The sequence below is a fragment of the Burkholderia sp. AU44665 genome (genome assembly GCF_030504405.1).
GTDB classification, from domain to species: Bacteria; Pseudomonadota; Gammaproteobacteria; order Burkholderiales; family Burkholderiaceae; genus Burkholderia; species Burkholderia semiarida.
The window spans coordinates 1-14,167 of sequence record NZ_JAUJRI010000018.1 but is presented as its reverse complement, the minus strand read 5'-3'; the positions used below and the strand labels follow the sequence as shown (position 1 = coordinate 14,167).

Below are 14,167 nucleotides of genomic sequence, written 5' to 3'. Positions count from 1 at the left end.
TCAGTCGGTTCCGGTGCGGCGCAGCCGTGACGTGTCGACGACGATGTCGGCCGGGCCCGGCGGAGTCAGCCCGAGCATCTCGGCCGCCGCGGCCTTCACGCGCTGCGCGCCGAGATGGGCGAGGCAGTCGCTGCGGCTGTCGACGTGACGCTCGCAGCCTTCGTGCCGGCACGGCACGCAATCCCCGTCCCCCTGCAACAGCCACACGTTCCCATGCCGGCCGGAGCCGCGCAGCGCCCACGGATTCTCGGTCGCCGGCCAGTGCTGCGGCCACGGCCCCCAGCGCACGGGGTCGGACGGCCCGAACAGCGCGATCGTGTCGGTGCCCGTCGCGGCCGCGACGTGCGTCGCGCCGGTGTCGGGGCCGATGAAGAGCCGCGCGCGCCGCACGAGTTCCGCGCTCTCGCCGAACGTCAGGCGGCCGACCAGGTTCAGCACGTCACCGCCCGCCTCGGCCGCGACCTGCTCCGCATATTCGCGCTCGCGGTCGGCCGGGCCGCCCGACAACGCCACCGCGAAGCCCTGCTCGCGCAGCCAGCCGATCATTTCGACCCAACCGTCGAGCCGCCATTGCTTGTAACGGAACATCGGATACGGATGCAGCACGACCAGTGGCTTGCCGGCGCGGATCGCCGGCGACTCGGCGAGGCACGCGTCGAAACGCGCGCGCCGCGCGGGATCGTCGCCGATGCCGGGCGCGACGACCTCGGACACCGGCTCGATGCCGATCACCGGCGCGAGCGCCAGCGTACTGACGACCGTATGCGCCGATTCGTGGTGATTGATCGCGATTCCGTGCAGCATCATCCGCGTGAGCCACGTGACGCGATCCGGATCGACGAGACCGACCCGCTTGCGGCCGGCGAACCAGCTATAGAAACGCGGCCGGTCGGAACTCAGCGCCGCGCACGCGAGATCGTAGCGACGCCATATCGACAGCGCGTCGCGCAGCCGCTCGCCCAATCCCGCGCGCTGCGCGACGACGATCACGCGCCGCACGTCCGGATTGTGCTCAAGCACGCCCTCGGTGCCGCGAAACACCAGCATGTCGATCTGCGCGTCCGGCCAGCGGGCCTTCAGCGACCGTACGAGCGGTGTCGTCAACAGTACGTCGCCGATACGGCGAGGCGCGGCGACGAGGATGGTTCTGGGCGGACGGGCGGAAGAAAACAGGGCCACGGCAATCGTCTGGCTGGCTGAACAAGGCTGGCAATGTACAGGATTTTGCAGCAGCCGGCGCGGCGCCGCACACCGGTCGTGCAGGCTGCCGCGATACGTCCCTGCGCAGCCGGGCATCGCAGTATGTGCGGCTGGTACGGCCCGCCGGGCGCTACGAAGCGATCGTCACGGTCGCAGGCGCCGCCGCGGCCGGCCGCGCGCACGCCGTGCCGGCCGGCGCTTCGTCGCGGTGGCACGCCTGCGGCAGCAGGTGGCGCACAGCGCGCTCGACCGCATCGACGCCGATCGCATCGACGGTCGGGCCCGCGCGCAGGACCACGTGCGGCACACCGAGCGGATGCCAGCGCAGGTATTTCTCGGGACGGTCCTCGAACAGGGCAGCCACCGGTACGCCGAGCGCCGACGCAAGGTGGACGGGCGCGCTGTCGGCCGAGACGATCGCATCGAGCAGGCTCGCGGCCGCCACCAGCTCGGCGACCGACGCCGGCGCGACATGCCGTGCATTCACGTCGCGCCACAGGTCGCCTTCGGCGGCATGGCCGATGGCCGGATCGCGAAACACGATGACATCCGCGACGGGGGCGAGCCGCTCGCCGAGGTCGCGCCAGCGCTCGGCGGGCCAGCGGCGCTCGACCGCCTTGTTCGACACGAACAGCCCGACGCGCGGCTTCGTGCGCGCGCCGAGCAGGCGATGCCACACTTCCTGCAGCGCGCGGTCGGGATGAACCGACAGCTCGAGACGGTCGAGATCGGCGCAGCCGAGTTCGGGCACCAGGCGAAAACCCGACAACGCCTCGTGGCACATCGGCCGCTGCGCGACATGCTCGGGCTTGCGATCGTCGAATTCGGTCTCGGCATCGTGCCAGCGGCAATCCTTCGCGCGAAGCTGGCGCGCGAACTGCATGCTGCTGCGGTGCATGCCGCCGTTCGGCACGATCACGAGGTCGAACCGCAAGCGGCGCAGACGGCGCACGAGGCGCAGCCGGTCGAAGAATGCGCGCATCCGTCCGGGACGGTCGTTGCGCTCGCACTGGCGGCTGTACACGTAGGTGTGGATGGCGTGCACGTCCGGGTTGCCGGCCAGCGCGGCCGCGTTGTAGCGGTTCGCGACCACATGCAGCTCCGCGCCCGGCCAGCGCGCCTTCAGCGCGCGGAGAAACGCCGTCGTGCACAGCATGTCGCCCAGAAAATCAATCCGGATCACAAGGATCCGCTGCATCGGGTTCCCATTGGCCATGGTCTTGTGGTGGTGACAATCAGTTTTTATCGTCGCGACGAGCCCTGCCCCGGCATCCTGCCCAGAGCGGCCCTGTCGCGCACTGCCGCACGGCGCGTGAATTCGCCCCCGTTTGCGCGCATGCTGCCGGCTTCGCCGCCGCGCAAACCTGCGCAAGCGCCGAGTTCATCCGGTCAGCGCGGGATTGTATAGCGTCCGGATGGGCAGCCCAAGACCCGCCTGCCCGCGCTCGTCAAAACGGCCCGCCGCACCGCACGATGGCGATGCGACGGGCCGTGCATAGGCGACAGCCGTCGAAGTGGAACGCGATCAGTACGTGATTTCGACGACGCTGCCGTCGAACGCCGCTCGCAACTCCGCCAGCAGCACGTCGCTCGGCTTCACGCGCCATGCGTCGCCCAGACGCATTTCGCCTTGCGCGCGCGCATTGCTGTAGTGAATCTGCACCGCCAGCCCGTTCGGCAGCGGCGCCTGCGGGCGGCGACCGCCATCGCGTCCGCCGCCGCGCGGCGCGGGCGCTTCGACCGCGTTCGCGGCAGCCGGCTCGTCCTTCGCCACATGCGGCTCGAGCACGCGGCGCAGCGCAAGCGCGTCGGCGTTGCCGTTCATCGTCAGCCGCACGGCCTGCGCATAGCGGCTGCGCGCGCGTTCGAGATCCATCACGGTATCGGCCGTGAAGCGAATGCCGCCGGTGAACGCGTCGTTGCGCGCCTGCCCCTGCACGATCAGCAGCTCGTCTTCCTTGAACAGCGCCTTGTTCGCCTCGAACTGTTCGTTGAAGATCGTGATCTCGCATTGGCCCGAGCCGTCGTCGAGCAGCGCGATCAGCATCTTGCCGCGCTGCGTCATCTGCGTGCGCAGCGACGCGATGATGCCGGCGACGAGCTTGTCGCGGCCTTCCTTCAGGTCGCCGACCTTCTGCCGCACGAAGCGACGCACTTCGTCGCGATACGCGTCGAACAGGTGGCCGGACAGGTAGAAACCGAGCGCACCCTTTTCTTCCTGCAGACGGCGCTTGTCGTCCCACGCGGGTTCGTCGACGAGCGCGTGCGCATGCGGCGACTCGGCGCCCATGTCGAACAGGCCGGCCTGCATCGCGTTCGCCTCGGCCTGGTCGGCCGCTTCCATCGCGAGCGGCACCGACGCGATCAATTGCGCTCGGTTCGGGTTCAGCGAATCGAACGCGCCGGCGCGGATCAGCGCCTCGACCGTGCGGCGGTTGACGACGCGCCGGTCGATCCGTTCGCAGAAGTCGAACAGGTCGGTAAACGCCTTTTCCTCGCGGGCCCGCAGGATTTCCTCGATCGCGTTCTGGCCGCTGCCCTTCACCGCGCCGAGGCCGTAGCGGATCGTGCGCGAACGCTTGCCGTCGGCTTCCGCGACCGGCTCGAACCGGTAATGCGATGCGTTGATGTCCGGCGGCAGCACGACGAGGTTGTTCAACACGCAATCGTCGAACAGGATCTTCACCTTGTCGGTGTCGTCCATCGCGAGCGTCATGTTGGCCGCCATGAATTCGGCCGGATGGTGCGCCTTCAGCCACGCGGTGTAATACGCGAGCAGCGCATACGCGGCCGCGTGCGACTTGTTGAAGCCGTAGCCCGCGAACTTCTCCATCAAGTCGAAGATCTCGTCGGACTTCTCGCGCGTGAGGCCGTTCTTCGCCGCACCCTCGGCGAAGATCTCGCGATGCTTGGCCATCTCCTCGGGCTTCTTCTTGCCCATCGCGCGACGCAGCAAGTCGGCGCCGCCGAGCGAGTAGCCGCCGATGATCTGCGCCATCTGCATCACCTGCTCCTGATAGACCATGATGCCGTAGGTCTCTTTCAGGACGGGTTCGACGCGCGGATCCGGATAGTCGACCTTCTCGCGCCCGTGCTTCCGTGCGCAGAAGCTCGGGATCAGGTCCATCGGGCCCGGACGGTACAACGACACGAGCGCGATGATGTCCTCGAAGCGGTCGGGCTGCGCATCCTTCAGCATGCCCTGCATCCCGCGGCTTTCCAGCTGGAACACCGCGACCGTGTTGGCCTTCTTCAGGATCTGGAACGAGGCTGGATCGTCGAGCGGCACCTGCGCGAGCGACCAGTCGGCCTTCGACGGATCGAGGCGGCGGATGTAGCGCTCGGCCCAGTCGAGGATCGTCAGCGTCGTGAGCCCCAGAAAGTCGAACTTCACGAGGCCGACGGCTTCGACGTCGTCCTTGTCGTACTGGCTGACCACGCCGCCGTCGTCGCCCTGCGTGTACAGCGGGCAGAAATCGGTCAGCTTGCCGGGCGCGATCAGCACGCCGCCCGCGTGCATCCCGACGTTACGCGTGAGGCCCTCGACGCGCTGCGCGAGATCGAGCAACTGATGGACTTCGTCCTCGTGGTCGTAGCGCTCCTGCAGTTGCGGCTCTTCCTTCATCGCGTCGGCAATCGTCACGTGCTTGCCGGGCTTGAACGGAATCAGCTTCGCGACGCCGTCGGTGAACATGTAGCCGAGGTCGAGCACGCGGCCGATGTCGCGCACGGCCGCCTTCGCGGCCATCGTGCCGAACGTGGCGATCTGCGACACGGCGTCCGCGCCGTATTTCTCCTTCACGTACTGGATCACGCGATCGCGGCCGTGCTGGCAGAAGTCGATGTCGAAGTCGGGCATCGACACGCGCTCGGGGTTCAGGAAGCGCTCGAACAGCAGGTTGTAGCGCAGCGGATCGAGGTCGGTGATGCCGAGCGCGTACGCGACCAGCGAGCCGGCGCCCGAGCCGCGGCCCGGCCCGACCGGCACGCCGTTGTTCTTCGCCCAGTTGATGAAGTCCGCAACGATCAGGAAGTAGCCGGGGAAGCCCATCTTCGTGATGGTCCCGCACTCGAATTCGAGGCGCTTGTAGTACGTGTCGCGCTGCGCGTCGCGCTCGGCTTCGACCGGATACAACTGCGCGAGGCGGGTCTCGAGCCCTTCCTTCGACAGCTGGACCAGGTAGTCGTCGAGCGACATGCCGTCCGGCGTCGGGAACAGCGGCAGTTTCGGCTTGCCGAGCTCGAGCTTCAGGTTGCAGCGCTTCGCGATCTCGACCGTGTTCGCGATCGCCGACGGCAGGTCGGCGAACAGCCCGACCATGTCGTCCTGCGTGCGGAAATACTGGTCGGTCGTGAAACGCTTCTGCCGCCGCGGGTTCGCGAGGATGTCGCCTTCCGAGATGCACACGCGCGCCTCGTGCGCGGTGAAATCGTCGTCGGTCATGAACTGCGTCGGGTGCGTCGCGACGACCGGCAGCTTCAGCGACGCGGCGAGCGTCGCGGCCTGCTGGATGTACGCCTCGGCGCCCGGCTGGCCGTAACGCTGCAGCTCGATGTAGAAAGCGCCCGGGAATACGCTCGCCCAGCGCGCGGCGTGACGGCGCGCGGCTTCTTCGTTGCCGGCGGCCAGCGCGAGCCCGATATCGCCCTGCTGCGCGCCCGACAGCGCGAGCAGCCCCTGCGCGAGCTCGCCGTCGAGCCAGCTCGCGTCGAGCTCCGCGCGGCCGCGGTACTGGTTCGTGAGCCACGCCTTCGACAGCAGCTCGCAGAGATTCAGGTAACCGACCTTGTCCTTGACCAGCAGCAGCAGCCGCGACGGCTTGTCGCGGTCGTCCGGATTGGCGATCCAGACGTCGCAACCGGCGATCGGCTTGATGCCCTTGCCGCGGGCTTCCTGGTAGAAACGGACGAGGCCGAATGCATTGCCGAGATCGGTGAGGGCGAGCGCGCCCTGGCCGTCCGCGGCCGCCGCCTTGACGATGTCGTCAATGCGCACGATGCCGTCGGCAATCGAGAATTCGGAGTGAACGCGAAGATGGACGAAGCGAGGATCTGACATGGGCGCTATTGTAGCCGCCCCGCCGCGTGGGCTGCCCAAAAAATGCCCGCGTTGGCCGTTCGGCCGATGCACGCGGCGACGCGTCGCGCGGCTGGCCGTTCGGCCAGATACCGATGCCGGCGTCGTTTGCGGGATAATACGGTTTTTCGAATCAACGCCCCGGCTTCGCACCCTTTTTTGCGGGCCGCGTGCGGCCGTTTTCCCGTCGGACCATCATGACCATCGTCAACCTCGCCGCCTACCACTTCGTATCGCTCGACGCGAACGAGCAATGGCGCCCGCTCGTCACCGCGCGCTGCAACGAACTGGGCCTGCGCGGCACGATCCTGCTCGCGCCGGAAGGCATCAACCTGTTCATCGCCGGCACGCGCGAAGCCACCGACGCATTCATCGCATACATCCGCCACGATCCGCTGTTCGAAGGCAAGTTCGCGACGCTGCAGTTCAAGGAAAGCCTGTCCGACTCGCAGCCGTTTCGCCGCATGCTCGTGCGCCTGAAGCGCGAGATCATCACGATGAAGAAGCCCGCGATCAAGCCGGAACTCGGCCGCGCGCCGTTCGTCGACGCGCGCACGCTCAAGGCGTGGCTCGACCGCGGCCACGACGACACGGGCCGCCCGGTCGTGATGCTCGACACCCGCAACGCGTTCGAAGTCGACGTCGGCACGTTCGACAACGCGCTCGACTACCGGATCGACAAGTTCAGCGAATTCCCGGAAGTGATCGACGCGCACCGCGCCGACCTCGAAGGCAAGACGGTCGTGTCGTTCTGCACCGGCGGCATCCGCTGCGAGAAAGCCGCGATCCACATGAAGGAAATCGGCATCGAGAACGTGTACCAGCTCGAAGGCGGGATCCTGAAGTACTTCGAGGAAGTCGGCGGCGCGCACTATCACGGCGACTGCTTCGTGTTCGACTACCGCACCGCGCTGAATCCGCAGCTCCAGCCCACCGCGAACGTCACGTGCTTCGCGTGCCGCGCGGTCGTCACGCCGCAAGCGCAACAGTCGCCGAGCTACGTGCCGGGCAAGTCGTGCCCGGCCTGCGTGCAGGCAGCCAGCGCCGCGTAACGGCGCGCCTCGCCTCGCCACGTCTCGTCGCGCCCCGCCGATGAATCACGGCTATCGCGGCCGCTTCGCGCCGTCGCCCACCGGCCCGCTGCACTTCGGCTCGCTGGTCGGCGCGCTCGCGAGCTGGCTCGACGCGCGCGCGCACGGCGGCACGTGGCTCGTGCGCATCGAGGATCTCGACGGCCCGCGCACGGTGCCCGGCGCGGCCGACGACATCCTCGCGACGCTCGCCCATTTCGGCATGACGCCCGACGCGCCGCCCGTCTGGCAGAGCACGCGCGATGCGGCCTACACGGCCGCGCTCGAGCGGCTCGTCGCGGCGGGGCTCGTCTATCCGTGCGGCTGCACGCGCAAGGAAATCGCCGATTCGCTGCGCGCGGCCCACGAACGCCACACGACGCTCGCCTATCCGGGCACCTGCCGCACCGGCCTGCACGGCAAGCCCGCGCGCGCATGGCGGCTGCGCGTGCCGGACGGCAGCGACGCGCTCGTCACGTTCGACGATCGCTGGCAGCACACGCAAGCGCAGAACCTCGCGACCGAAGTCGGCGATTTCGTGCTCAAACGCGCGGACGGCCAATGGGCGTATCAACTCGCGGTCGTCGTCGACGATGCCGATGCCGGCATCACGCATGTCGTGCGCGGCGCCGACCTGCTCGATTCGACCGCGCGCCAGATCTACCTGCAGCGCTGCCTCGGCGTGCCGACTCCCGCGTATCTGCACGTGCCCGTCGTGGTCGATGCGAACGGCGAAAAGCTCAGCAAGCAGACGGGCGCGACGGCGCTCGAACGCAACGATCCGCTCCCGGCGCTGCGGGCCGCGGCCGCGCATCTCGGTCTCGGTCTGACCACCGATGGCGACCGATCGGGCAATACGTTGGCGTCCTTCTACGCGGCCGCGACCGATGCGTGGGCGCGTCGCTTCGGCCTGCGCGCGGGTTGAGTCGCCTGCGGGACACCGGCGCCTGCCCGACTACGCTCGTGCGTCCGTCGGCCTCTAATCCGATCGCGTGACGACGTGACGCAAGCATGACCGTCACGCCTGCCGACGACACGGCATCAAAAGATCCGCCCCGCGCGGCAAGCAATAGCCCCGCCTCGCACGCCACCCCGCCCCGATCGCGTCACCCAATGAAAAACGGGCACATGCTCGTCGCATGTGCCCGCTTGCCGGCAGCGCTCACGCGCCGCCCCCGCCGCTCCGCCCGGCTTACGCCGACGGCTTGCGCGGCATCCCGAACCCGCCGAGCAGCGCGGCGACCTGCCGCTTCGGCCCTTTCTTCTCAGGCTGCTGCGCGGGCTGCGCGTCGTCGGGCTGCTTCGCCGACGCCTGCGGCTCGTACGGCTTCAGGAAGAAGTCGTCGACCGGCGCTTCGTGGCGGCGATGATGGCCGCCGCGCTCGGCGCTGCCCGACCGGCGAGCCGATGCACCGCGATGCTCGTCGCGATCGCGCCGGCCGCCCCGCTCGCCACCGCGCTCGCTGTTGCGTTCACCACCGCGCTCGCCGCCACGTTCGTCGTGACGATGGCGCGCCGGCTTGTCGAGCTTGAGCGTCTGCACTTCGAGCGGACGCTTGATCAGCTTCTCGATGTCGGCGAGCTGCTTGCGCTCGTTCGGGCTGCACAGCGACAGCGCGTCGCCCGTCGCACCCGCGCGGCCGGTACGGCCAATCCGGTGCACGTAGTCTTCCGCGCTGAACGGCAGGTCGAAGTTGATCACGGCCGGCAGCTCGGCGATGTCGAGGCCGCGCGCGGCCACGTCGGTCGCGACCAGCGCCTCGATCTCGCCGCGCTTGAACGCGTCCAGCGCCTGCATCCGCTCGATCTGCGTCTTGTCGCCGTGAATCGCCGACGCGACCACGCCGTCGCGCTCGAGATTGCGCGCGAGGCGGCTCGCGCCGATCTTGCTGTTGCAGAACACGATCACCTGCTTGAGCCCGCGATCGCGCAGCAACTGCACGACGGCCGCCTGCTTGTCGCCTTCGGCGACGTCGTAGACGATCTGCGTGACGTTCGCGTTCGTCGAGTTGCTGCGCGCGACCTCGATCGTCTGCGGATTGCGCAGGTAGGTCGACGCGAGCTTCTTGATTTCGCCCGAGAAGGTGGCCGAGAACAGCAGCGTCTGACGCTCCTTCGGCAGCAGGTTCAGGATGCGCTGCAGATCGGGCAGGAAGCCCATGTCGAGCATCCGGTCGGCTTCGTCGAGCACGAGGATCTGCACCTGGCCGAGGTTCGCCGTCTTCTGCTGCACGTGATCGAGCAGGCGGCCCGGCGTCGCGATCAGGATCTCGACGCCGCGACGCAGTTCGGCCGATTGCGGGTTCATGTCGACGCCGCCGAACACCACCGCGCTGCGCAGCGGCGTGTGCTTCGCATACGCGTGCACGTTCGCGGCGACCTGGTCGGCGAGTTCGCGGGTCGGCGTGAGGATCAGCGCACGCACGGGGTGGCGCGCCGGCGACGCGCTCGTGTTGGCCTGCGGCAGCAGGCGCTGGATGATCGGCAGCGAGAAGCTCGCGGTCTTGCCGGTGCCCGTTTGCGCGGCGCCCATGACGTCGCGGCCGGCGAGCACGACCGGAATGGCCTGCGCCTGGATCGGCGTCGGCGTCGTATAACCCTGCTCCGCAATGGCTTTCAGGATATCGGCGGCAAGGCCGAATTGATCGAAGGTTGCGTCGACGGGCTTGGCGACAGAATCGGACATGGTGGCGTTTCGCTCAAAAGGCGCGGCGGGGACATCGTGCGTCAGGCCGGCCGGGCCTGCGCTCATCACAATTCGGAAATAGACGGAGCCGCGGCGCGCCGCGCGGCGCCGCTCTGGCGCTTGGGACCGGTTCAATGCGAACGCTGGACGCCAGGCCGTGCGGACTCCGTTCGGCGCGAATGCCGGCGGAAAGGGCCGTATTGTAGCACCGTGCGGGAATCTGTCCGCGACAACGCCGCGAACGGCCACGGCGGCGGTTCGCGCGGCGGGACTGCCCACGCCCGTACGGGTTATCCGTATCGGGCAGTAAACAAGAATGGGGGTTCGATGCCGAAGCCTCGTACCAGTCGGTCCGCCGCCCATCCGCGTACCGGGCCTTCAGCCTGACAGCCGTCACGACGCGCGAATACGCGAATGCGTGCCGCGACCGCGCCCGCCGCTCAGCCCTGCTTCTTTTTCTTCTCGACCTGCACGCAGTCGCCCAGCAGCGGCGGCGACTTCGGGTCGGCGATCTCGTCGCGCAGCGTCGCTTCCTTGCCCTTCGTCCACCACGTATAGCGGCCGGCCTGGTAGCGCGCGCCCGACGCCGACACCGTGTCGACGAACAGCAACCGCTTGCCGTCGACCGGCACGAGCGCGAAGCTCTGGCCGTTGCCCGCGAGCCAGTACGACACGCGCACCGGCTGCTTCTGGTTCGCGCACTGGTAGACGACCTGCTGGCGTGTGTCGGCGTCGATCTCTTCGATGGTCAATCGCGCGGCATGCGCGACGGAAACGGCACCGCCGGCAAGCGCAAGCGCGGCGAGGGTGTAGCGAATCATGCAGGTCCTCTCACGAGACGGTGGAAACGCGCCATCGCGGCGCGCGGGGGGATTGTCCATACGGTTGACGGGAAGGCACGTCGGCGGCCGAAATCAGGGATCGATCACATCCGCGCACGCATCGGTCGGCGCCGCGGCGACATGGCCGACGAGCGGCACGATCTTGAGGCCCGCCGACGCCACGCGGCACGGGGCGGCCGCCAGGCCGCAGCCGGCGAGACTCGCGACAAGCGCCAGCGCGGCGCCCAGCTTTCCGATACGCAACCACCTCGACGCCATCGTCCGCTCCTCGTTCCGTCAGCGCGCCGACACGGGCCGCACGGCCGCGGCAGCGCGCTTCGCGCGTTCACGGGCTTCGTCGACGGTCGCGCCGGTCGCCAGCGCGACACCCATGCGCCGCTTCGCGAAACTTTCCGGCTTGCCGAACAGGCGCAGGTCCGCGCCCGGCACCGCGAGCGCGTCGCGCACGCCTTCGAACGCGATCCCGCGCTCGTCGAGCCCGCCGTAGATCACCGCCGACGCAGCCGGCGTGCCGAGCGCCGGATCGACCGGCAGCCCGAGAATCGCCCGCGCGTGCAGCTCGAATTCCGACTGGCGCTGCGATGCCAGCGTGACGAGGCCCGTATCGTGCGGCCGCGGGCTCACCTCGGAGAACCAGACGTCGTCGCCGCGCACGAACAGCTCGACGCCGAACAGCCCACGCCCGCCGAGCGCCTCGGTCACCTTGTGCGCGATCTCGCGCGACTTCTCGAGCGCCGCCGCGCTCATCGGCTGCGGCTGCCACGATTCGACATAGTCGCCCGCCACCTGGACGTGGCCGACCGGCTCGCAGAAATAGGTACGCGTGTCGAGCGTCGCGGGGTCGATCGCGCGCACGGTCAGCTGCGTGATCTCGTAGTCGAAATCGACGAAGCCCTCGACGATCACGCGGCCGTGGTTCACACGCCCGCCGGCCATCGCGTAGTCCCACGCCGGCTTCACGTCGGCCTCGGTCTTCACGACCGACTGCCCCTTGCCCGACGACGACATCACGGGCTTCACGACACACGGCATGCCGATCTTCGCGACGGCCGCGCTGAACGCTTCGAACGAATCCGCGAACGCATACGGGGAGGTCGGCAGGCCGAGTTCCTCGGCCGCGAGCCGGCGGATCCCTTCGCGATTCATCGTGAGCTGCGTCGCGCGCGCGGTCGGGATCACCTCGGCGAGACCGGCCGCCTCGATCGCCGCGAGCGCGTCGGTGGCGATCGCCTCGATCTCGGGGACGATCAGGTGCGGACGCTCGGCCTCGACGACGGCCCGCAGCGCGGCCGGGTCCGTCATGTCGATCACGTGCGCGCGATGCGCGACCTGGTGGCCCGGTGCGTCCCGATAGCGATCGACCGCGACGACTTCGACGCCGAGACGCTGCAACGCGATGATGACTTCCTTGCCGAGTTCGCCCGCGCCGAGCAGCATGACGCGCGTGGCCGAGGGTGAAAGCGGCGTACCGAGCCGCTGACCGATCTGCATGTGATTTCCCGCTGGTTCTGTTGGAGGACGAAAACGGCTTCGATGTTAACACGGGCATCCGGGCCGGTTCGGGCGGTTTGGCCGCGCCGGCGCGTCGTCGTGCGAGGCCGGTGGGCGGCCCGCGAACGTTTTCACGCGCGAAGTGTCGGCTCGCCTGCCGCGGGGCGGGTGCGTTACTCTTACGCCTTGATCAGAATCCGAAGAGGAACGAGGCTCATGTCCCACCTGTCCGCGGCCGCACGCGCACGCACCGGCCTGTTTCGTCCGTTGCGCGCGCCGCTTTGCGCGCTGACGCTTGCCACGCTTCTCGCCGCCTGCGCGATGCCGACCCATCCCGATTCCGCCGCCCCCGCGCCCGACCCGTACAACCCCGCCGCCGTCCAGTTGCTCGACGACACGAGCTGGGAGCTCACCCGCTGGGTGAACGCCGACGGCACGCAACGCGCGATCCCGCACGGCGACAACGGCGAGCCGATCAAGCTCGCGCTGTCGACCGATTCGGGCATCCGGCGCGCAAGCGGGTTCTCGGGCTGCAACCGCTACATGGGCACCTATGCGATCAAGAATGGCGTGCTGAGCTTCGGCCCGCTCGCCGGCACGCGAATGGCCTGCCCGAACACGCTCGGCGGCCAGCTCGAAGCCGCGTACCTCGACGCGCTCGCCCACATCGCGAAGACCGGCGTGCAGATGCGCGCGCCGCAGCAATTGCAGATCGTGACCGAGGCCGGCGCGACGCTGACGTTCACGCACCGGAGCCCCTGACGCCCGGCGCGCGCGAAGGCCGACCGACCGCCTTCGCGTGGCGCGCCACGCGCATGTGCCACCCACGTGCGTCGCGCGGCGTGAATCGGAATCACGCCGCGTTAGAGTCTTGTTCGCCGGCCGGTTAAACTCGGCGGGTCGCGCCCCGCGCGCCCCTCCCCACTCCTGTTTCAAAGCATGCACACGGTTGTCTTCGGCTGGTTCGGCATCTCCGCCGTCTGGTTCCTCCTTCTCTTCTGGCGTCTCGTCCAGGCGATGCTGCCCGGCGGCGGCGGGCTCGCCGGCCGCGGCTCGATTCGCCTGTGGCTCGGCTTCGCCGCGGTATTCGTCGCCAGCTGCACGCTGACGAGCCCGCTGTCCGGCCCCGACACGAACGCGCTCGGCCATGCGTGCTCGGCCGGCTTCGCCCGCGTGCTCGGCCCGATCGGCACGCCGGTCGCGATGGTCGTGCTGTTGTTCGCCGGCTTGCCCTGGCTGACCGGCATCGGCTGGCGGCAGTTCGCCGCGTGGGTCGACACGTCGTTCGGCGTCAAGCTGTCGCGCGACGGCGGCGACGACGACGCGCGCGGGATCGCCGATCTGCCGCGCAGTGCGCTGCATCGCGACGACGACGTCGTGCAGCCGACCACCGCGCACACGGTGAACTCGATGGCGCCGCGCCAGAACGGCCGGTATTCGCGCCCGACCGTGTGGAAGCCCGATCCGCAGGCGCGACCGAAGCCGCGCAGCAAGACGCCGCCGCGCCCGCTCGCGGAGCCCGTCGCGCCGTCGGGCTGGCTGAAGCCCGCCGCGCCGCAACGCACACCGGCGCCGCCCGCGCCGATCCCGGCCAGCGCGATGCCGCCGCCGACCACCGGCAGCACCGCCAGCCTCGCGCGCGCCGCGGCGAACGCGCAAGTGTCGCGCCCGGCGCCCGCTCCGCTTCCGGCGGGATTCGAACCCGTCCGGCCGCGTCCGACCGCCGCGCGGCCGGCCACCGCCGCGCTCACGCAGACTACGCCGCGCGCCACGGTCGCGCCGCGACCGGCCGGTACGCAAC

At 69.3% G+C, this 14,167-nt stretch carries 10 protein-coding genes and 1 pseudogene; 4 read left to right on the top strand and 7 right to left on the bottom strand.

Annotated features, from left to right (window positions below):
- From QZM15_RS26460 to dnaE, 3 genes are all read right to left on the bottom strand, one after another.
- A complete protein-coding gene (locus tag QZM15_RS26460) occupies positions 1 to 1,179 on the bottom strand; it encodes a glycosyltransferase family 9 protein (protein ID WP_302107566.1) in 1,179 nt (392 codons plus the stop codon).
- 151 nt (positions 1,180 to 1,330) lie between these two features.
- Complete coding sequence (locus QZM15_RS26455) at positions 1,331 to 2,416, bottom strand: glycosyltransferase family 9 protein (protein ID WP_302107565.1); 1,086 nt, start codon at positions 2,414 to 2,416, stop codon at positions 1,331 to 1,333.
- A 309-nt stretch (positions 2,417 to 2,725) separates the two neighbouring features.
- Positions 2,726 to 6,259 (bottom strand): DNA polymerase III subunit alpha, encoded by a 3,534-nt coding sequence (gene dnaE, locus QZM15_RS26450; RefSeq protein WP_302107564.1) that lies wholly within the window; start codon positions 6,257 to 6,259, stop codon positions 2,726 to 2,728.
- A 215-nt stretch (positions 6,260 to 6,474) separates the two neighbouring features.
- Here dnaE and QZM15_RS26445 point away from each other — a divergent pair, with 215 nt between their 5' ends.
- Positions 6,475 to 7,329, top strand: coding sequence for a sulfurtransferase (locus tag QZM15_RS26445; protein WP_089465023.1), 855 nt, complete (start codon positions 6,475 to 6,477; stop codon positions 7,327 to 7,329).
- A gap of 40 nt (positions 7,330 to 7,369) precedes the next feature.
- Positions 7,370 to 8,272 carry a tRNA glutamyl-Q(34) synthetase GluQRS gene (gene gluQRS, locus QZM15_RS26440; protein WP_124862989.1) on the top strand — a complete coding sequence of 301 codons (903 nt, stop codon included), beginning with the start codon at positions 7,370 to 7,372 and terminating at the stop codon, positions 8,270 to 8,272.
- A gap of 267 nt (positions 8,273 to 8,539) precedes the next feature.
- On the opposite strand, the gene QZM15_RS26435 is transcribed toward gluQRS, so the two are convergent.
- The 4 genes from QZM15_RS26435 to purT form a co-directional block, all read right to left on the bottom strand.
- Positions 8,540 to 10,099, bottom strand: a complete 1,560-nt coding sequence (locus tag QZM15_RS26435; RefSeq protein WP_060966831.1) for a DEAD/DEAH box helicase — start codon at positions 10,097 to 10,099, stop codon at positions 8,540 to 8,542.
- 374 nt (positions 10,100 to 10,473) lie between these two features.
- Positions 10,474 to 10,854 (bottom strand): MliC family protein, encoded by a 381-nt coding sequence (locus tag QZM15_RS26430; protein ID WP_060010282.1) that lies wholly within the window; start codon positions 10,852 to 10,854, stop codon positions 10,474 to 10,476.
- Between the two features lie 93 nt (positions 10,855 to 10,947).
- Positions 10,948 to 11,133: a DUF6726 family protein gene (locus tag QZM15_RS26425; protein WP_006497052.1), complete on the bottom strand. Its 186-nt coding sequence runs from the start codon at positions 11,131 to 11,133 to the stop codon at positions 10,948 to 10,950.
- 18 nt (positions 11,134 to 11,151) lie between these two features.
- A complete protein-coding gene (gene purT, locus QZM15_RS26420) occupies positions 11,152 to 12,366 on the bottom strand; it encodes a formate-dependent phosphoribosylglycinamide formyltransferase (protein ID WP_059583706.1) in 1,215 nt (404 codons plus the stop codon).
- 216 nt (positions 12,367 to 12,582) lie between these two features.
- On the opposite strand from purT, the gene QZM15_RS26415 reads away from it, so the two are divergent.
- Complete coding sequence (locus tag QZM15_RS26415) at positions 12,583 to 13,128, top strand: META domain-containing protein (protein WP_060311997.1); 546 nt, start codon at positions 12,583 to 12,585, stop codon at positions 13,126 to 13,128.
- A gap of 177 nt (positions 13,129 to 13,305) precedes the next feature.
- Positions 13,306 to 14,167: pseudogene (locus tag QZM15_RS26410) on the top strand (DNA translocase FtsK); the annotation flags it as partial.